This window comes from Enterobacter sp. (assembly GCF_977039595.1).
Map to the genome: position 1 here is coordinate 26,255 of NZ_CDRQYH010000032.1, position 18,225 is coordinate 44,479.

General features: G+C 58.1%; 16 protein-coding genes. 14 read left to right on the plus strand and 2 right to left on the minus strand.

Annotated features, from left to right (window positions below; genetic code table 11):
* Window positions 1–55: 55 nt before the first annotated feature.
* Window positions 56–1,321, minus strand: a complete 1,266-nt coding sequence (locus tag ACWYRJ_RS11755; RefSeq protein WP_111964836.1) for a dicarboxylate/amino acid:cation symporter — start codon at window positions 1,319–1,321, stop codon at window positions 56–58.
* A gap of 430 nt (window positions 1,322–1,751) precedes the next feature.
* On the opposite strand from ACWYRJ_RS11755, the gene ACWYRJ_RS11760 reads away from it, so the two are divergent.
* The 14 genes from ACWYRJ_RS11760 to flhE all read left to right on the plus strand — a co-directional run bounded on the left by ACWYRJ_RS11760 (window position 1,752) and on the right by flhE (window position 17,127).
* A complete protein-coding gene (locus ACWYRJ_RS11760; RefSeq protein WP_115875706.1) occupies window positions 1,752–2,324 on the plus strand; it encodes a Csu type fimbrial protein in 573 nt (190 codons plus the stop codon).
* A 12-nt stretch (window positions 2,325–2,336) separates the two neighbouring features.
* Window positions 2,337–2,885 (plus strand): Csu type fimbrial protein, encoded by a 549-nt coding sequence (locus ACWYRJ_RS11765; RefSeq protein WP_455507931.1) that lies wholly within the window; start codon window positions 2,337–2,339, stop codon window positions 2,883–2,885.
* Between the two features lie 16 nt (window positions 2,886–2,901).
* Window positions 2,902–3,657 carry a fimbrial biogenesis chaperone gene (locus ACWYRJ_RS11770; protein ID WP_223579426.1) on the plus strand — a complete coding sequence of 252 codons (756 nt, stop codon included), beginning with the start codon at window positions 2,902–2,904 and terminating at the stop codon, window positions 3,655–3,657.
* Complete coding sequence (locus ACWYRJ_RS11775) at window positions 3,633–6,017, plus strand: fimbria/pilus outer membrane usher protein (RefSeq protein ID WP_455507932.1); 2,385 nt, start codon at window positions 3,633–3,635, stop codon at window positions 6,015–6,017. Before ACWYRJ_RS11770 ends, ACWYRJ_RS11775 begins: the two co-directional genes overlap by 25 nt.
* Window positions 6,014–6,976: a Csu type fimbrial protein gene (locus ACWYRJ_RS11780; protein ID WP_455507933.1), complete on the plus strand. Its 963-nt coding sequence runs from the start codon at window positions 6,014–6,016 to the stop codon at window positions 6,974–6,976. The genes ACWYRJ_RS11775 and ACWYRJ_RS11780 overlap by 4 nt, the downstream gene beginning before the upstream one ends.
* Before the next feature lie 84 nt (window positions 6,977–7,060).
* Entirely contained in the window at window positions 7,061–8,728 is a 1,668-nt protein-coding gene (gene tar, locus ACWYRJ_RS11785; protein WP_455507934.1) for a methyl-accepting chemotaxis protein II, read from the plus strand.
* A 44-nt stretch (window positions 8,729–8,772) separates the two neighbouring features.
* A complete protein-coding gene (tap, locus tag ACWYRJ_RS11790; RefSeq protein WP_133294695.1) occupies window positions 8,773–10,374 on the plus strand; it encodes a methyl-accepting chemotaxis protein IV in 1,602 nt (533 codons plus the stop codon).
* A 19-nt stretch (window positions 10,375–10,393) separates the two neighbouring features.
* Window positions 10,394–11,260 (plus strand): protein-glutamate O-methyltransferase CheR, encoded by an 867-nt coding sequence (gene cheR / locus ACWYRJ_RS11795; protein ID WP_111964829.1) that lies wholly within the window; start codon window positions 10,394–10,396, stop codon window positions 11,258–11,260.
* Window positions 11,257–12,306 (plus strand): protein-glutamate methylesterase/protein-glutamine glutaminase, encoded by a 1,050-nt coding sequence (locus tag ACWYRJ_RS11800; protein WP_008500430.1) that lies wholly within the window; start codon window positions 11,257–11,259, stop codon window positions 12,304–12,306. The genes cheR and ACWYRJ_RS11800 overlap by 4 nt, the downstream gene beginning before the upstream one ends.
* A gap of 17 nt (window positions 12,307–12,323) precedes the next feature.
* Window positions 12,324–12,713 (plus strand): chemotaxis response regulator CheY, encoded by a 390-nt coding sequence (gene cheY / locus ACWYRJ_RS11805; RefSeq protein ID WP_008500431.1) that lies wholly within the window; start codon window positions 12,324–12,326, stop codon window positions 12,711–12,713.
* A gap of 10 nt (window positions 12,714–12,723) precedes the next feature.
* Window positions 12,724–13,368, plus strand: a complete 645-nt coding sequence (gene cheZ / locus ACWYRJ_RS11810) for a protein phosphatase CheZ (RefSeq protein ID WP_111964828.1) — start codon at window positions 12,724–12,726, stop codon at window positions 13,366–13,368.
* A gap of 147 nt (window positions 13,369–13,515) precedes the next feature.
* Complete coding sequence (flhB, locus tag ACWYRJ_RS11815) at window positions 13,516–14,664, plus strand: flagellar biosynthesis protein FlhB (protein WP_048992249.1); 1,149 nt, start codon at window positions 13,516–13,518, stop codon at window positions 14,662–14,664.
* Complete coding sequence (gene flhA, locus ACWYRJ_RS11820; protein ID WP_111964827.1) at window positions 14,657–16,735, plus strand: flagellar biosynthesis protein FlhA; 2,079 nt, start codon at window positions 14,657–14,659, stop codon at window positions 16,733–16,735. The genes flhB and flhA overlap by 8 nt, the downstream gene beginning before the upstream one ends.
* Complete coding sequence (flhE, locus tag ACWYRJ_RS11825) at window positions 16,735–17,127, plus strand: flagellar protein FlhE (RefSeq protein ID WP_111964826.1); 393 nt, start codon at window positions 16,735–16,737, stop codon at window positions 17,125–17,127. The genes flhA and flhE overlap by 1 nt, the downstream gene beginning before the upstream one ends.
* 56 nt (window positions 17,128–17,183) lie before the next feature.
* Here the strand turns inward: flhE and argS are convergent.
* Window positions 17,184–18,225 (minus strand): arginine--tRNA ligase (gene argS, locus ACWYRJ_RS11830; protein WP_455507935.1); only part of this gene is annotated, 1,042 nt, incomplete at its 5' end.

The following is an 18,225-nucleotide window of genomic DNA, read 5'->3' on the forward strand; positions in this document are numbered from 1 at the left end:
CACCCACAGAGTGAGGGCTGGGGTGAGGGCATCAGGCCTCACCCTTTTTTTCACCTTACGCTTCCTGCTTTACCAGTTCAGCTTCAGCGTCCGCTTCCCGCGCACCTTCATTCTGCGACAGCATCGCGGTCGCAATACCATTCCCCAGAACGTTAATTGCGGAACGGCCCATATCCAGGAAGTGGTCGATCCCCATGAGGAGCAGAATACCCGCCACCGGAATATTAAAGCTCGGAATGGTTGCTGCCAGCACCACCAGGGAAGAACGCGGTACGCCTGCAATCCCTTTCGACGCCAGCATCAGGGTCAGCATCAGCACCGTCACTTCAGAGAAGCTCAGGTGAATGTTGTATGCCTGCGCGATAAACATCGACGCGAATGAGCAGTACACCATCGAACCCACCAGGTTGAAGGAGTAGCCAATCGGCAGAACGAAAGAGGCGATGTTGCGCGAGCAGCCAAAGCGCTCCAGCTGTTCCAGCGTTTTAGGGTAGGCGGCTTCAGAGCTGCTGGTGGTAAACGCCACCAGAACAGGGTCTTTCAGCATGCTGACCAGGCGAAACACCTCTTTTTTCAGCACCATGTAACCCACGGCCAGCAGCACCATGCAGGTAAGAAGAATGGCAACATAGTAGCCACCAATAAACGAGGCGTAGTTCAGCAGAATGCCCAGACCCTGCGTGGCAATGACGGAGGAAATCGCCGCGAAAATGGCCAGCGGCGCAACGTACATCACGTAACCTGTTACCTTCAGCATGATATGGGAAACCACATCCAGCGCGGCTACCAGCGGAGCGTTGAATTTCTGTCCCAGCGACGCGCCGCCGATGCCGAAGAACATCGAGAACACCACAATCTGCAGGATCTCATTGTTTGACATCGCCCCTGCGATACTGGTTGGAATGGTGTGCGACAGGAACGCTTTCAGCGTCATGCCTCCAACGGCCAGACCGGTATCTACCGCCTCGGTTGGGATCGTCAGGTTCAGACCGCTTCCCGGATGCTCCAGCGTGACGATAAACAGTCCGACCAGAATTGAGAGCACGGATGAGCTGATAAACCACACCATCGCTTTACCGCCGACGCGGCCAATGGTGGAAGTTTCGCCCAGCTTCATAATGCCAACGGTGAGCGTACTAAAGACCAACGGTGCAATGACCATTTTGATCAGACGGAGGAAAATATCGGTCAGAAGGGTAATATTATCCGACCAGGCTTTGATGGCATCCGCAGATGCATACTCATGAATTGCTGCCCCTGAAAGAATACCCGCCAGCATGAATATCACGATGAAGAGTGTGAGTTTGTTTGCACTTGCCACGAAAAAAGACCCTCTATGCGCTTCAGATGTAGCCCGCGTCGATACATATAAATTTTTTATTACGATGCAGGAAATTATTCGGCACATAAATTGACGCAAAGTGTAGGGGGATACAACTCCTTTTTAAGTTTTATTAATTTTGTTGTTAATGTGCAGACGATATATTGTGATCGTCGTCACACTTTAATGGATATATTCTCTTCAGATATAATAAAATTGCTGCTTATTTTAATTTAACTCTCTGTTATTTATAGGGAAAATTAGTCAATAAGACATATGGCTTATGCGTTGTGTGGCAGGTGGTCGAAGCGATATCCGTAAACTAAATTCTCAATAACCCCCCTCAGAGGAACATTAAGCGGGGCTAACATCTTGAACGACAAAAATAAAACGTGGCAAGGGAACGGAGACGTCTTCTGGAGGGTGGTAAATGAAAAGAAAACTCCTTTTGATCTGCGCAGGCACCTTACTGACTGCGGCAACGGTCCATCAGGCGCTGGCCGTCACCAGCAGCGGCACCATCGGGGCGACGCTGACGCTCACGAATGGTTGTCTGATAAACGGATCGCCCACGCAAAACGGCATTAACTTCGGGACACTGGATTTCGGTACCCATCCCGCAACGTTTTCCACTCTGACCACGCAGCTAACCGGCGCCAGCGGCGGAAACACCTTCACCATTCAATGTACAACCGCCAGCTATACGGTGGCGATCACCGGCAACACCAACTCTACCGCCCCCGGCACCGTTGTCGGCACCCCGGGAACACCTGCGCGCTATCTGGTTAACACCGCCAACGCGGCTCAGGGTGTGGCATACAGCCTGTACAGCGACAGCGGGTTTAACAGCGTGATTGCCAATAATGCCGCGCTGCCGATCGCCTCAACGGCCGGAGGGGTGGACAGTTACACCCTCTACGGACGGATTACCGGCGGCGGTAACAGCGTGACGGTCGTCCCGGGCACCTACACCGACACGATAAACGTCAGCGTAACCTATTAGTCCTGCACCGCCATGAAGGCAACTCTTACTGGTCTGCGCAATCGCGCAGAGGGAATCGTGCAGCCTTTTTTCGCGCTGATCGCCGGATTGCTCATGATGCCCGCAGCGGATGCGGTGACATCCCAGTCCTTTAAGGTCAGCGCGACGATTGTTCCAGGGTGCGCGGTGGCCACCGGTAGCGGAGGGCTTCTCGGTACGCTGGATTTTGGCAGCCATAACGGCGTTGAGAGCGCGCCGGTCAGCACCAGCTTTGTGCCAAACGGGGCGTTGTCTATCGCCTGTACGCCGGGCGTGTCGCTGAGCATGAGCATTAATGGCGGCCAGAATTATTCATCCGTTCGCCGCATGAAGCGGTCCGGTGGAACAGAGCTGGTGCCATACCGGCTCTACAGCAGCAGCTCGCTGGCCGCAAACAGTGAAATTGGCGTCAACCAGGCGATACCGGTGACCTATACCAACAGCAATAACATCGCGCTACCGCTTTTTGGCGTAGCGCTACTGACCGGGTTTAGCTCGGCGGGAACCTATTCCGATCAGCTCACCGTGACCTTGTCATGGTAATAAAGGGAGAGTGTTGATGAAGCCATTTTTCAGACCCGTTTGTCTGGCGGGCGCGTTGGGAATGGCGGTTGCCGGCCAGGCGCAGGCGGCAGCCACCATTCTGCTCTGGCCTATCGACCCGTGGCTTGCTGCGGACGCCAACGCCACTGAACTGTGGATCCAGAACCAGGGAAACAGCGCCACGACGATGCAGGTCCGCATCGTGCGCTGGAAGCAGGAGGACGGACACGAGCGATATACCTCGCAGCAGGACGTGGTCGCCAGCCCGCCCATCGTCACGATTGGCACAGGCAGCAAGCAGCTTATTCGCCTTATCAAACAGGCTGCGGTTCCCGCGGGCGTCGAACAGGCTTACCGCATTATCGTGGATGAAATCCCCCAGCCTGATGCAAAAGCCGAACCTGCCATCGGCCTCAAATTGCAGATGCGTTACTCCATCCCTCTGTTCGTGTATGGACAGGGGATCCGAACCATGAAAGAGGGCGCGCATCACGCGCTGGCGGAACCCCAAAACCTGAGCTGGCGTGTGACGCGCGCGGAGGGGCAGCCTGTGCTGGAGGTCAGAAATCGGGGGGATGTCCATGTCAGGCTGAGCCAGGTGACGCTGGAGCAGGGAGGGCAGAAACGCACGGTAGCGGAAGGACTACTGGGTTACGTCCTCCCGGGCAGCAGCCGCAGCTGGCCCATACCCGCTGGCGTTCGTCAGCCAGAGCGGATGAGCGCACAGATTAATGCCAGGGACGCACAATGGCAGTCGACGCCCGTCAACTGAAGCCGGCGATGATGATACTGCTTTGCGTCAGTTCCGCGACCCTGGCCGAGCCCGGCGACGACAGTTTGCCGCCACCTCCCCAGGCGCAGACGATAAATGATGAAGCGGTTTTCCAGCTTGCCCTCGTGCTGAACCACTACGATACCGGTCTGGTCGTGCCCGTGACGCAGCGTAAAGGCGCTTTCTTTATCTCAAGCGCCGATTTGCTGCGCGCGGGGCTGCCCCCGGCGCATGTTCCCACCGGAGAGGTGAATCTCTCCTCGCTTGCTCAGGTTCGGGTCGAGTATGACAGCGCCGCGCAGCGCCTGCTGCTGACCGTACCCCGTGACTGGGTGACGGCCCGCGTGACGTCTTTTAGCGGTCAAACGGCGCAGGCCAAACCGCACTTTGGCCGCGGGGCGCTGCTGAATTACGATCTCTACACTAACCACACGGAACATATCGGCGGTCAGGCGTCGCTCTGGCATGAGTTCCGCTACTTCAACGAGAACGGCTCGTTTTCCTCCACCGGTTACGCGCGGGAAAATTTCACCGGTAATGACGGCCAGCAGGAAGGGTATGTCCGCTATGATACGACCCTGCTGTTCACTCACGAAGATGACGCGATGAGCTGGAGCGTCGGGGACGTGATCAGCGATGCCCTGAGCTGGAGCTCCAGCGTGCGGATGGGGGGCGTAAGCGTAGGGCGGGATTTCTCCCTGCGACCTGACCTGGTGACATGGCCGCTGCCCGAGTTCGCAGGGGAAGCCGCGGTACCCACCTCGGTCGATCTTTTTATCAACGGCTATCGCTCCGGTTCGACCCAGCTTCAGCCCGGCCCCTTCACCCTGACTAATTTACCCTATATCAACGGCGCCGGGGATGCGGTTCTGGTCACAACGGATGCGCTGGGACGCCAGGTAAGCACCACGCTCCCGTTTTACGTCACCAGTGACTTACTTAAACAAGGGCTGAGCGACGGCGCCGTGACGCTCGGCAGCCTGCGGCGTAATTACGGTATCAAGAATTTTGACTACGGCTCGGCGGCAGGCAGCGGCTCGTATCGCTACGGGGTGACGGACTGGCTAACGCTGGAAGGGCATGCAGAAGGGGCGCAGGAGCTGGCGCTGGGTGGTGCGGGAACGGTAATAAAACTCGGCCAGTTTGGCGTGGTAAATACCTCTTACTCGCAGAGCCGCATGCGCGGGGATGCGGGCGGGCAAATCAACTGGGGTTACCAGTACAGTACCAGCGAATTTAGCGTCGCCACTCAACACACGCGTCGCGACCGCGGCTTTGGCAATCTGGCCCTCTACGACCAGCCGACGGTGTATGACGAAAACGATAAGCCCATCGCCAGCTTTAGCCGTAATACGGATCAGTATTCTCTGACCTTCAATCTGGGACGGTATGGAAATATCGGCGCGGCCTGGATTGGGGTGGAGAGTTTTGACAGTCAAAAAACCGAGCTGCTCAATCTCTCCTGGAGCCGCAACCTGTGGGGGGCGAGCAGCATTTACCTGGCCGGCAGCCGGGACCAGCAGCGGGGAGACTGGACGGTCGCGCTGTCGCTGCAGGTGCCGCTGGGGGCACGCGACAGCGCTGCCGTCACCGTTGAAAATACCCCGGATGCCGGCAGTACCCAGCGCATTAACTACAACCACTCTATGCCTTCTGACGGCGGTTTCAGCTGGAACATGGCCTGGGCCAACCAGTCAAGATCCAGCGATTATCAACAGGCTACGCTGGGCTGGCGCAATAACAACATAGAGCTGCAGGGCGGCGGCTATGGCGAAAGGGACACCATGACCTGGTGGGGCGAGGCGATGGGCGCAATTGTGCTGATGGACGGCGAGCTGTTTGCGGCGAATAAGATCAACGATGCATTTGTGGTTATCAGTACCGACGGCCATCCAGACGTGCCCGTCAGCTATGAGAACCAGCCCGTCGGTAAAACCAATAATAATGGCTACCTGCTGATCAGCGGGGTGTCGGCGTATTATCCGGCAAGCTACCGGATTGATACCCTGAATCTGCCGGCGGATACCCGTCTGAAAGAGACCGAACGGCGGATAGCGATCCGCCGCCACAGCGGCTATCTGGTCGATTTCCCGATGGAGCAGGAGCGGGTGGCAAGCGTCATTTTGCATGATGCGCGCGGCCAGGCGCTGCCGGTGGGAAGCCAGGTCCGACAGGTCTCGCGCAGCAATGCGGTGGTGGGGTATGACGGCATCGCATGGCTGGAAAATCTCAGCGATGTGAACCCGCTCGAGGTGATCGCACCTGACGGAAAACGCTGCAAGGCCACTCTGACCGTGGGGGCCAATCCGGAGCACAAGCTAAAAACCTACGGGCCGCTGATTTGTCGGGAGGAGCCATGACGCGCCTGCTGCTGTTGATCCTGCTGCTTTTTTCCGGCGGCGGCTGGGCGGCGTGTACCGTCAGTACGGTTAATGCGTCGTTTGGCAGCGTCACTTCGTTCGCGCTCAGCGGAACCGGGGAAGTTCAAACCACCGGCACGCTGGTGGTGGCCTGCGATGCCGTGTTGAATCTGCTGACCAGCGACTCGGTAACGCTGACCTACACCGCGGCATCGGTTTCGGGCAGCAGCCGGGCCACGATGAAACGCACGGATAATGCGGCCATCACCGACGTGATCCCCACCCGGCTGTGCGGGCTATCGGGGTGCGCGAGCAGCAGCGAGGTACAGATAAGTAAATCGTATACCTGGAGCGGGAATACCCTGCTGGGGTTACTGGGATCAAAGCAGTACAACATTCCGCTTTATTTCCGCACCGTCGCCGGGCAAAACGTGACTGCCGGGCCATATCAGGTGCAGTTAACCTTCAGCGTTAACTACAGCGTCTGCTCCGTGGGCGCACTCGGCCTTTGCTCAATCAATCAGACGGGTACCGCGACAACCACCATCCTGTTAGATATGACCGTCACCAACGACTGCAGCGCCATGACCACGCCGGACGTCAACTTCAACAGCGCGCCGCTGGTGCAAAGTTTCCCTACCGTCTCGCAGGCGATTGCCGTCACCTGTACCAAAGGCAGTACGTATACCATCGGCATTAATAACGGTGCCAACGCGCTGAACAACGTGCGGCGCATGGTGAGCGGCAGTAACGCCATGAGCTACGACATCTATAAGGAAGCCACCGGTAACCGCTGGGGCGGCAGCGGCAGCGAGCGCTGGTCCAGCGCGACGTCGTCGCAGGTAAGTGCCGACGGTTTACTGCGCACCTACAACTACACCGCGAAAGTCCTGACCAGTCAGGCCACGCCTCCTGCCGGAACCTACACCGACACGCTTATTGTCGACGTGGCGTTTTAACCCCGCGCTTTTCCCTTTCGCAAATGTAAAGTTCCTGTGGGCTGTGCCGATAACACCGTTAATAAATCTATGAGAAGGTGTTGTATGTTGAACCGTATCCGCGTTGTCACAATGCTCATGATGGTGCTGGTCATTTTCGCACTTCTTCAGCTCATCTCCGGCGGGCTTTTTTTCTCGTCATTAAAACAGAACCAGGACAGCTTCGCGGCCTCGAACGATCTCCGCCTGCAGCAGAGTGAACTCACGTCGACGTGGGATCTGATGCTGCAAACGCGTATCAACCTGAGCCGCTCGTCCGCGCGCATGATGATGGACCCTAATAATCAGCAGAGCAGCGCGAAAACCGATCTGTTGAAAAATGCCCGTGCCACCCTCGCTGACGCCGCGAAACATTACGACGCCTTCAAAAAGATCGCCCCGCAGCCTGCTATGGAGCAGGTGAGCCAGAATATCGATGAAAAATACAATGCCTACCATACCGGTCTGACAAAGCTCATTCAGTTCCTGGAGAGCGGAAATATGGACGCCTATTTCGCGCAGCCGACGCAGGGGATGCAAAACGCACTCGGCGCGGCGCGGGGGGAATACGCGAAGGCCAGTGGCGATCTCTATCACTCGGCCTTTACGGCAAGTCAGAATGACTACCGCTTTGCGAAATGGCAGATGGCCGTAATGGCGCTGGCGCTGGTCATCGTGCTGGTCGCGGTCTGGTACGGCATTCGCCATATCCTGCTGAATCCTCTTGGGCGCGTCATTGCCCACATTCGTGAAATTGCCGGAGGCGATCTGACTAAAACGCTGACCGTTTCCGGGCGCAATGAGATCACCGAGCTGGCAAACAGCGTTGACCATATGCAGCGTTCGTTAATCGAAACCGTCGCCAACGTGCGTAACGGGTCGGAGGCTATCTATACCGGCACCAGCGAAATTGCGATGGGGAATAACGATCTCTCATCCCGTACCGAACAGCAGGCTTCCGCCCTGGAAGAGACGGCCGCCAGCATGGAGCAGCTCACCGCGACCGTGAAGCAGAACGCCGATAACGCCCGCCAGGCGTCTCAGCTGGCAGAAAGCGCCTCCGAGACGGCGCAGCGCGGCGGACGCGTGGTGGATGGCGTAGTGAAAACCATGCACGAAATCGCCGACAGCTCGAAGAAAATCGCCGACATCATCAGCGTCATCGACGGCATTGCCTTCCAGACTAACATTCTGGCGCTGAACGCCGCCGTGGAAGCGGCACGAGCGGGCGAACAGGGACGCGGTTTTGCCGTGGTGGCCGGGGAAGTGCGCAACCTGGCAAGCCGCAGCGCCAACGCGGCAAAAGAGATCAAGTCGCTGATTGAAGACTCTGTCTCCCGCGTGGATACCGGCTCCGTGCTGGTGGAAAGCGCCGGGGAGACCATGAATGACATCGTGAATGCCGTTACCCGCGTGACGGACATCATGGGGGAAATCGCCTCTGCGTCTGATGAGCAGAGTCGTGGTATCGACCAGGTTGCCCTGGCGGTATCGGAAATGGATCGCGTGACACAGCAAAACGCCGCGCTGGTGCAGGAGTCCGCTGCGGCGGCCGCTGCCCTGGAAGACCAGGCGAGCCGTCTGAAGATGGCCGTCTCGGCGTTTCGTCTCGCTTCACTCGCTGGAAACACGGTCACTCCGCAGGCGACGTACCGCGCGCCAGCCGCTGAACAGGCTGCACTCCGTACGCGTACCGCGACGACCGGACAAGATGAAAACTGGGAAACATTTTGACTGACAATTAAACCGCGGCTGCTTGCCGCTTGATGGGAGCGTGGATGTTAAATCGTATTCGTATCTCGACCACACTGTTTTTGATTCTGATCCTTTGCGGTGTGTTGCAGGTTGGCAGTAACGGGTTGTCTTTTTGGGCGTTTCGCGATGGCTATCAGAATTTGCAGGAAGTTGAGGCGAGTAATCAGCAGCGCTCCGCACTGGCACAAACGCGTGCCGTGCTGTTGCAGGCAAGCACTGCGCTGAACAAGGCGGGAACCTTAACCGCGCTGAGCTATCCGCCGGATGACATTAAAGCGCTGATGGCAACCGCGCGCGACAGCCTGAAACAGGCTGACGCACAGTTTAAAGCCTTTACGGCGCAGGCCGCCGACAGCGAGAAAGAGAAAGCGCTGAAGGCCGCCATGAAGACGAACTTTGAGCAGTGGTACAGCGATCTGGACCACCAGGCGACGTGGCTTGAGAACAACCAGCTGTCGGACTTTATGACCGCACCGGTCCAGGCGTCTCAGGCAGCGTTTGACGGCAGCTTTAACGCCTGGCAGCAGGATATCAACCAGTCTGTACAGCGTGCCGGTGACCAGAGCCGTCAAAGCTATCACATGTCGGGCGTCATCTTCGCCGTGGTGGTGATTCTGGCAGGGTTGCTGACCGGCGGGGCGCTGCTCTGGTCGCGCAGAATGATTGTGCAGCCGCTGGCGATCGTCAGCAGCCATTTCGACAGTATTGCAAAAGGCGACCTGGCGCGTCCGGTGGCGGTGTTCGGCAAAAACGAAATTTCGGCGATTTTTGCCAGCCTGAAGGCGATGCAGGGATCGCTGCGGGAAACGGTGAGCGACGTGCGGCAGGGCAGCTATGCCATGCACACCGGGATCTCAGAGATTGCTGCGGGTAACAACGATCTCTCATCCCGCACAGAGCAGCAGGCGGCCTCGCTGGCGCAGACGGCGGCCAGCATGGAGCAGCTGACGGCGACGGTAAGCCAGAACGCGGATAACGCGCGTCAGGCGTCTGACCTGTCAAAACAGGCGGCGATGACGGCGAAGAAAGGCGGTGACCAGGCGTCCCATGTCGCCAGCACCATGCAGGAGATTGCCACCAGCTCGCAGAAAATTGGTGACATCATCAGCGTGATTGACGGTATCGCGTTCCAGACCAACATTCTGGCGCTGAATGCCGCCGTGGAAGCGGCGCGAGCCGGGGAGCAGGGGCGCGGGTTTGCGGTGGTGGCGGGGGAAGTACGTAACCTGGCGAGCCGCAGCGCCAACGCGGCGAAAGAAATCAAGGTCCTGATCGAAGAGTCGGTCTCGCGCGTTCAGCAGGGCTCAACGCTTGTGGATACGGCGGCGAAAACCATGCACGAGATCGTCACCTCCGTGACGCGGGTTAACGACATTATGGGCGAAATTGCCTCGGCGTCGGATGAACAGCGTCGCGGCATTGAGCAGGTTGCCCAGGCGGTCAGCCAGATGGATCAGGTGACGCAACAGAACGCCTCGTTAGTTGAGGAAGCGGCAGCGGCAACCGATCAGCTGGCCAGCCAGGCGGATCGTCTTACCGGACTGGTCGCGGTATTTAATGTGAAAGAGCACGTTGAAGCAGTAACAGAAGTCGGGCGGTCGCAGGCCGTGCCAGTTGTATCCTGAATGTAATTAAGAAGGCGCTATGACATCACCAATGCCCCCTGGGCAAACGTCATTATTGTTGCAGATGACACAGCGCCTCGCGCTGTCCGACGCGCATTTTCGTCGGATATGTCAGTTAATCTACCAGCGTGCGGGGATCGTGCTTGCGGATCATAAGCGGGACATGGTCTACAACCGTCTGGTGCGGCGCTTGCGTACGCTGGGGTTGGATGATTTTGGCCGCTATCTGAGCATGCTCGAGGCGAACCAGAACAGCGCCGAGTGGCAGGCTTTTATTAACTCGTTAACCACCAACCTGACGGCGTTTTTCCGTGAAGCTCACCACTTCCCGGTTCTGGCCGAGCATGCGCGCCGTCGCACCGGGGAGTATCGCGTCTGGAGTGCGGCCGCCTCGACGGGTGAAGAGCCATACTCGCTGGCGATCACCCTTGCCGATACGCTGGGAATGACGCCGGGACGCTGGAAGGTCTACGCCAGCGATATCGATACTGAAGTGCTGGAGAAGGCGCGTAACGGCGTTTATCGCCAGGATGAACTGAAAACGCTGTCGCCGCAGCAGCTGCAGCGTTATTTCATGCGCGGGACAGGCCCGCATGAAGGCCTGGTGCGCGTACGCCAGGAGCTGGCGAACTGCGTCGAATTCGCGCCCGTTAACCTGCTGGATAAGCAGTACAACGTGCCGGGGCCGTTCGACGCCATTTTTTGCCGTAACGTCATGATCTATTTTGATAAAACGACGCAACAGGACATTCTGCGTCGGTTTGTTCCGTTGCTCAAGCCTGACGGTTTACTGTTTGCCGGGCACTCGGAAAACTTCAGCAACCTCGTGCGTGAGTTTAGCCTGCGTGGGCAAACGGTATATGCGCTGAGTAAGGAAAAAGCATGAGTAAAATCAGGGTGTTGTCTGTCGATGATTCAGCGCTGATGCGTCAGATCATGACTGAAATTATCAATAGCCACAGCGACATGGAGATGGTGGCAACCGCGCCCGATCCGCTGGTAGCGCGGGATTTAATTAAAAAATATAACCCCGATGTGCTAACGCTGGATGTCGAGATGCCGCGCATGGATGGCATCGATTTCCTCGAAAAATTAATGCGGCTGCGGCCTATGCCGGTGGTGATGGTCTCCTCCCTGACCGGGAAAGGATCTGAAATCACCCTGCGCGCGCTGGAGCTGGGGGCGGTGGATTTTGTCACCAAGCCGCAGCTTGGCATTCGCGAAGGGATGCTGGCCTACAGCGAGATGATCGCCGAGAAGATCCGCACCGCGTCGCGTGCGAAGCTTGCCGCGCACACGCCGATGGCCGCGCCGGCGACCCTGAAGGCCGGTCCATTACTCAGCTCGGAAAAACTGCTGGTCATTGGGGCGTCAACCGGAGGAACAGAGGCAATTCGTCATGTACTCCAGCCATTGCCGCTTTCAAGTCCGGGTATTCTGATCACTCAGCATATGCCGCCAGGCTTTACCCGTTCGTTCGCCGAACGCCTGAACAAGCTGTGCCAGATCAGCGTGAAAGAGGCGGAAGACGGCGAGCGCGTGCTCCCGGGGCATGCCTATATCGCGCCGGGCGACAAGCATATGGAGCTAGCGCGCAGCGGCGCTAACTATCAAATCAAAATTCATGACGGACCGCCGGTCAACCGGCACCGTCCGTCGGTGGATGTGCTGTTTCATTCGGTGGCGAAACATGCGGGGCGCAACGCCGTAGGGGTGATCCTGACGGGGATGGGCAACGACGGTGCCGCCGGAATGCTTGCAATGCACCAGGCTGGCGCCTGGACGATTGCGCAGAATGAAGCAAGTTGTGTGGTGTTCGGCATGCCGCGCGAGGCCATCAATATGGGTGGCGTGAGCGAAGTGGTCGATCTTAGCCAGGTAAGCCAGCAGATGCTGGCGAAAATCAGTGCCGGACAGGCAATACGTATTTGACTCAGGAGTATTATTTTATGGCGGATAAAGAGCTTAAGTTTTTGGTTGTGGATGACTTTTCCACCATGCGTCGCATCGTACGCAACCTGCTGAAAGAGCTGGGCTTCAACAACGTTGAAGAAGCAGAAGATGGCGTTGATGCGCTGAACAAACTGCAGGCTGGCGGGTTTGGTTTTGTTATCTCCGACTGGAACATGCCAAACATGGACGGTCTGGAACTGCTGAAAACTATTCGTGCCGATGCGGGAATGGCCTCTATGCCGGTTCTGATGGTCACTGCAGAAGCGAAAAAAGAGAACATCATTGCCGCTGCACAGGCGGGCGCAAGCGGCTATGTGGTGAAGCCATTCACCGCGGCAACCCTGGAAGAGAAGCTCGGTAAGATCTTCGAGAAACTCGGCATGTGAGGTGATGGAAATGTTGCAACCTGCTATGAAACCCGTTGAAGAACACTCGCCGAGCGATATCATCGTCCGCATCGGCAGCCTGACGCGCATGCTGCGTGACAGCCTGCGCGAGCTGGGTCTGGATCAGGCGATTGCCGAAGCGGCGGAAGCTATTCCTGATGCCCGCGATCGTCTGGACTATGTCGTGCAGATGACCGCTCAGGCTGCGGAACGTGCGCTGAACAGCGTTGAAGCATCACAGCCGCACCAGGATGCGATGGAAAAGGGGGCGAAAGCCCTGAGCAAACGCTGGGACGAGTGGTTTGAAAACCCTATCGAGCTGGCTGATGCCCGCGAGCTGGTAACGGATACTCGTCAGTATCTTGGCGATGTGCCGGGCCACACCAGCTTCACCAACGCCCAGCTACTGGACATCATGATGGCGCAGGATTTCCAGGACCTGACCGGTCAGGTCATCAAGCGCATGATGGATGTTATCCAGGAGATTGAGCGCCAGCTGCTGATGGTTCTGCTGGAGAACATTCCGGAACCGGCAGCCCGTCCAAAACGCGAGAACGAAAGCCTGCTCAATGGTCCACAGCTCGACGCCACCAAGGCAGGCGTTGTGGCAAGCCAGGATCAGGTAGACGACCTGCTGGACAGCCTCGGCTTCTGATAGTCCTTTCCGCCTCAGGAGGTTACGCCGCCTGAGGCGGTTTGCGACAAAATCACCGAAAAGAGCCCGAATAAACGGGCTTTTCCCGCCATTGGATTTCCGCTGCGCTGGCATGATACCCGTGACGTAATGGGCTGAGCATGCACTGTGGCAGAAGAGAACGACGACAAAACGGAAGCCCCCACACCCCACCGACTAGAAAAGGCGCGTGAGGAAGGGCAAATCCCCCGATCCCGAGAATTGACCTCCCTGCTGATCCTTATCGTAGGCGTGTGCATTATCTGGTGGGGCGGGGAGTCGCTCGCCCGCAAGCTGGCGGGAATGCTGTCAACCGGCTTGCGTTTTGACCACAGCATGGTCAACGATCCGAATCTGATCCTCAGCCAGATTATTCAGCTGATAAAAGGGGCGATGGTCGCGTTGCTGCCGCTGATTACCGGGGTCGTGCTGGTCGCGCTGGTCTCGCCGGTGATGCTCGGCGGTCTGGTTTTTAGTGCCAAATCGCTGCAGCCGAAATTTTCCAAACTCAACCCGCTGCCGGGCATTGCGAAAATGTTCTCTGCTCAGACCGGGGCGGAGCTGCTCAAAGCCATTCTCAAATCGGTGCTGATGGGCAGTTCCGCGGGGTTTTACCTCTGGTACCACTGGCCGGAAATGATGCGTCTCATCAGCGAATCGCCTCTCACCGCGATGAGCAACGCGCTGAATCTTGTCGGGCTTTGCGCACTGCTGGTGGTGCTCAGCATTATCCCGATGGTGGGTTTTGACGTGATCTTCCAGCTTTATACCCACTTCAAAAAGCTGCGCATGTCACGTCAGGACATCCGTGACGAATATAAGCAGATGGAAGGTGACCCGCACGTGAAGGGGCGTATCCGCCAGATGCAGCGTGCCGCCGCCCGTCGCCGCATGATGGAAGATGTGCCGAAGGCCGACGTCATCGTCACCAACCCGACGCACTATTCCGTTGCCCTGCGCTATGACGAAAACAAAATGAGCGCGCCGAAAGTGGTGGCAAAAGGGGCAGGGCTGATCGCGCTGCGCATCCGGGAAATTGGCACGGAACACCGCGTGCCGATCCTGGAAGCCCCTCCGCTGGCGCGTGCCCTTTACCGCCATGCGGATATTGGACAACAGATCCCGGGACAACTCTACGCCGCCGTGGCGGAAGTGCTGGCCTGGGTATGGCAGTTGAAGCGCTGGCGTCTGGCCGGCGGTCAACGGCCTGTGAAACCTGAGAACCTTCCGGTGCCTGCCGCGCTGGATTTTATGAACGAGAAGGACACTGATGGCTAATCTGGTGGCAATGTTGCGCCTGCCCGGCAACCTGAAATCGACCCAATGGCAGATTCTGGCCGGGCCGATTCTGATCCTGCTAATTCTGTCGATGATGGTACTGCCGCTTCCGGCGTTCATACTCGATCTGCTTTTCACTTTCAATATTGCGCTGTCCATTATGGTGCTGCTGGTGGCGATGTTCACCCAGCGTACCCTGGAGTTCGCCGCGTTCCCGACCATTCTGCTGTTTACCACCCTGCTGCGACTGGCGCTGAACGTGGCGTCCACGCGTATCATCCTGATGGAAGGTCACACCGGGGCGGCAGCAGCAGGTAAAGTGGTGGAGGCGTTCGGCCACTTCCTGGTGGGTGGCAATTTCGCTATCGGTATCGTGGTGTTCGTCATCCTCGTGATCATCAACTTTATGGTCATCACCAAAGGTGCAGGGCGTATTGCGGAAGTGGGCGCGCGCTTTGTGCTCGACGGAATGCCGGGCAAGCAGATGGCGATCGACGCCGACCTGAATGCCGGTCTTATCGCCGAAGATGAAGCCAAAAAACGCCGTGCGGAGGTGACGCAGGAGGCGGACTTCTACGGCTCAATGGACGGTGCGAGTAAGTTTGTGCGCGGTGACGCCATCGCGGGCATTCTGATCATGGTGATTAACGTGGTCGGCGGCCTGCTGGTGGGCGTGCTGCAGCATGGGATGGACATGGGCCACGCGGCGGAAAGCTATACGCTGCTGACTATCGGTGACGGTCTGGTCGCGCAGATCCCGGCTCTGGTTATCTCCACTGCGGCGGGTGTGATTGTGACCCGCGTGAGCACCGATCAGGACGTTGGCGAGCAGATGGTGGGCCAGCTGTTCAGCAACCCGCGCGTGATGCTGCTGGCCGCTGCGGTTCTCGGGTTGCTCGGCCTGGTGCCGGGGATGCCAAACCTCGTCTTCCTGCTGTTTACGGCGGGGCTGCTGGGGCTTGCCTGGTGGATGCGTGGCCGTGAAACCAAACCGGCAGCGGAACCTGTTCAGGTCAAAATGCCGGAGAATACCCAGGCCGTCGAAGCGACCTGGAACGACGTTCAGCTGGAAGATTCCCTGGGAATGGAAGTCGGGTATCGCCTGATCCCGATGGTCGATTTCCAGCAGGACGGCGAGCTGCTCGGCCGTATCCGCAGTATCCGTAAAAAATTCGCGCAGGATATGGGCTTCCTGCCGCCGGTGGTACACATCCGCGACAATATGGACCTGCCGCCCGCGCGCTATCGCATCCTGATGAAAGGTGTCGAAATTGGCAGCGGTGATGCCTATCCGGGCCGCTGGCTGGCGATTAACCCCGGCACCGCCGCAGGCACGCTGCCGGGCGAGCAAACTATCGATCCGGCCTTTGGCCTGGCCGCTATCTGGATTGAAAGCGCCCTGAAAGAGCAGGCGCAGATCCAAGGGTATACGGTTGTTGAAGCCAGTACCGTGGTGGCGACCCATCTTAATCACCTGATTGGGCAATTCTCGGCGGAGCTGTTTGGCCGTCAGGAAGCGCAGCAGCTGCTGGACCGCGTCACGCAGGAGATGCCGAAGCTGACGGAAGATCTGGTCCCGGGCGTGCTGACCTTAACCACGCTGCACAAGGTGCTGCAAAACCTGCTCGACGAGAAGGTGCCGATCCGCGATATGCGCACCATTCTGGAAACCCTTGCCGAACACGCGCCGATACAAAGCGATCCGCACGAGCTGACGGCGGTGGTGCGCGTGGCGCTGGGACGCGCCATTACCCAGCAGTGGTTCCCGGGAACCGGGGAAGTGCAGGTGATCGGACTCGATACGCCGCTTGAGCGTCTGCTGCTGCAGGCTCTGCAGGGCGGAGGCGGTCTGGAGCCGGGCCTGGCGGACCGTCTGCTTGCGCAAACGCAGGAGGCGCTGGCGCGTCAGGAGATGCTCGGCGCGCCGCCGGTGCTGTTGGTGAACCACGCGCTGCGTCCGCTGCTGTCCCGCTTCCTGCGTCGTAGCCTGAACCAGCTGGTCGTGCTGTCGAATCTGGAGCTGTCGGATAACCGTCATATCCGCATGACCGCGACGATTGGAGGAAAATAATGCGTAAATGGCTTTGGATGTTGCTCTTCCCGCTGGCGGCGCAGGCTGCCGGGGGAGGCACCTGGCAGGCGAGCAGCATGGGGGTGACCCTCAGCAATCGCGGTGTTGCTATGTCGTCTAACCCGCTGGCGCCTTCAGAAGAGGTCTCCGGTCAGATGGGCCTTGTGGTCTGGAACTATCGGCTGATTGGCCCTACGCCAGCGGGCTTGCGGGTGCGCCTCTGCTCTCAGACGCGCTGTACCGAAATCGACGGCGAAAATGGGACAACGCAGGCGTTCAACGGCGTACCGGCTATTGAACCTTTGCGTTTCATCTGGGAAGTGCCGGGTGGGGGGCGTTTGATTCCGGCGCTGAAGGTGCAAAGCAATTCCGTCATCGTGAACTATCGCTGACGGTTGGATTACCAGGACTGCAAAAAAAAAACCCGGCGATTGCCGGGTTTTTTGTATTACATGCGTTCTACGGTTTCGATACCCAGGGTATCCAGACCCAGCTTCAGGGTCTTCGCCGTCAGCTGCGCCAGCTTCAGGCGGCTGTTGCGAACCGATTCGTTTTCCGCAGACAGAATAGGGCAGTGCTCGTAGAAGCCGGAGAACAGACCCGCCAGGTCGTACAGGTAAGCACACATTACGTGCGGCGTGCCGTCACGCGCGACAACCGTCAGCGTCTCTTCGAACTGCAGCAGACGCGCCGCCAGCTGTGCTTCACGATCTTCGGTGATGGTCACGGTGGCATTCGCCAGCACGCTTTCGTCGATATTGGCTTTACGGAATACCGAGAGCACGCGGGTATAGGCGTACTGCATGTATGGCGCCGTGTTACCTTCAAACGCCAGCATGTTATCCCAGTCGAAGATATAGTCGGTGGTACGGTTTTTGGAGAGATCCGCGTATTTCACCGCACCGATACCCACGGCGTTGGCCAGTTTTTCCAGCTCGTCGGCCGGCATGTCCGGGTTCTTCTCGGCCACCAGACGACGGGCGCGTTCCAGCGCTTCGTCCAGCAGGTCGGACAGCTTCACCGTACCGCCCGCACGGGTTTTGAACGGCTTGCCGTCTTTACCCAGCATCATGCCGAACATGTGGTGTTCCAGCGGAACGCTGTCCGGCACGTAACCGGCTTTACGCACGATGGTCCACGCCTGCATCAGGTGCTGGTGCTGACGGGAGTCGATGTAGTACAGCACGCGGTCGGCATGCAGCGTTTCGTAACGGTATTTCGCGCAGGCAATGTCGGTCGTGGTGTAGAGATAGCCGCCATCCTTTTTCTGGATGATCACGCCCATCGGTTCGCCTTCCTTGTTTTTGTACTCATCAAGGAACACAACCGTTGCGCCTTCGCTCTCCACCGCCAGGTTTTTCGCTTTCAGGTCAGCCACAATGCCGGGCAGCATTGGGTTGTACAGGCTTTCACCCATTACGTCATCGCGGGTCAGGGTGACGTTCAGACGGTTATAGGTCAGCTGGTTCTGGGACATGGTGATGTCAACC

What these genes read in the sequence shown, in the direction of transcription:
- cheZ (WP_111964828.1), top strand. Translation starts at nt 12,724, where the DNA reads ATGTTGCAACCTGCTATGAAACCCGTTGAAGAACACTCGCCGAGCGAT.
- ACWYRJ_RS11780 (WP_455507933.1), top strand. Translation starts at nt 6,014, where the DNA reads ATGACGCGCCTGCTGCTGTTGATCCTGCTGCTTTTTTCCGGCGGCGGC.
- cheR (WP_111964829.1), top strand. Translation starts at nt 10,394, where the DNA reads ATGACATCACCAATGCCCCCTGGGCAAACGTCATTATTGTTGCAGATG.
- ACWYRJ_RS11800 (WP_008500430.1), top strand. Translation starts at nt 11,257, where the DNA reads ATGAGTAAAATCAGGGTGTTGTCTGTCGATGATTCAGCGCTGATGCGT.
- tar (WP_455507934.1), top strand. Translation starts at nt 7,061, where the DNA reads ATGTTGAACCGTATCCGCGTTGTCACAATGCTCATGATGGTGCTGGTC.
- ACWYRJ_RS11760 (WP_115875706.1), top strand. Translation starts at nt 1,752, where the DNA reads ATGAAAAGAAAACTCCTTTTGATCTGCGCAGGCACCTTACTGACTGCG.
- flhA (WP_111964827.1), top strand. Translation starts at nt 14,657, where the DNA reads ATGGCTAATCTGGTGGCAATGTTGCGCCTGCCCGGCAACCTGAAATCG.
- cheY (WP_008500431.1), top strand. Translation starts at nt 12,324, where the DNA reads ATGGCGGATAAAGAGCTTAAGTTTTTGGTTGTGGATGACTTTTCCACC.
- ACWYRJ_RS11775 (WP_455507932.1), top strand. Translation starts at nt 3,633, where the DNA reads ATGGCAGTCGACGCCCGTCAACTGAAGCCGGCGATGATGATACTGCTT.
- ACWYRJ_RS11770 (WP_223579426.1), top strand. Translation starts at nt 2,902, where the DNA reads ATGAAGCCATTTTTCAGACCCGTTTGTCTGGCGGGCGCGTTGGGAATG.
- ACWYRJ_RS11765 (WP_455507931.1), top strand. Translation starts at nt 2,337, where the DNA reads ATGAAGGCAACTCTTACTGGTCTGCGCAATCGCGCAGAGGGAATCGTG.
- flhE (WP_111964826.1), top strand. Translation starts at nt 16,735, where the DNA reads ATGCGTAAATGGCTTTGGATGTTGCTCTTCCCGCTGGCGGCGCAGGCT.
- tap (WP_133294695.1), top strand. Translation starts at nt 8,773, where the DNA reads ATGTTAAATCGTATTCGTATCTCGACCACACTGTTTTTGATTCTGATC.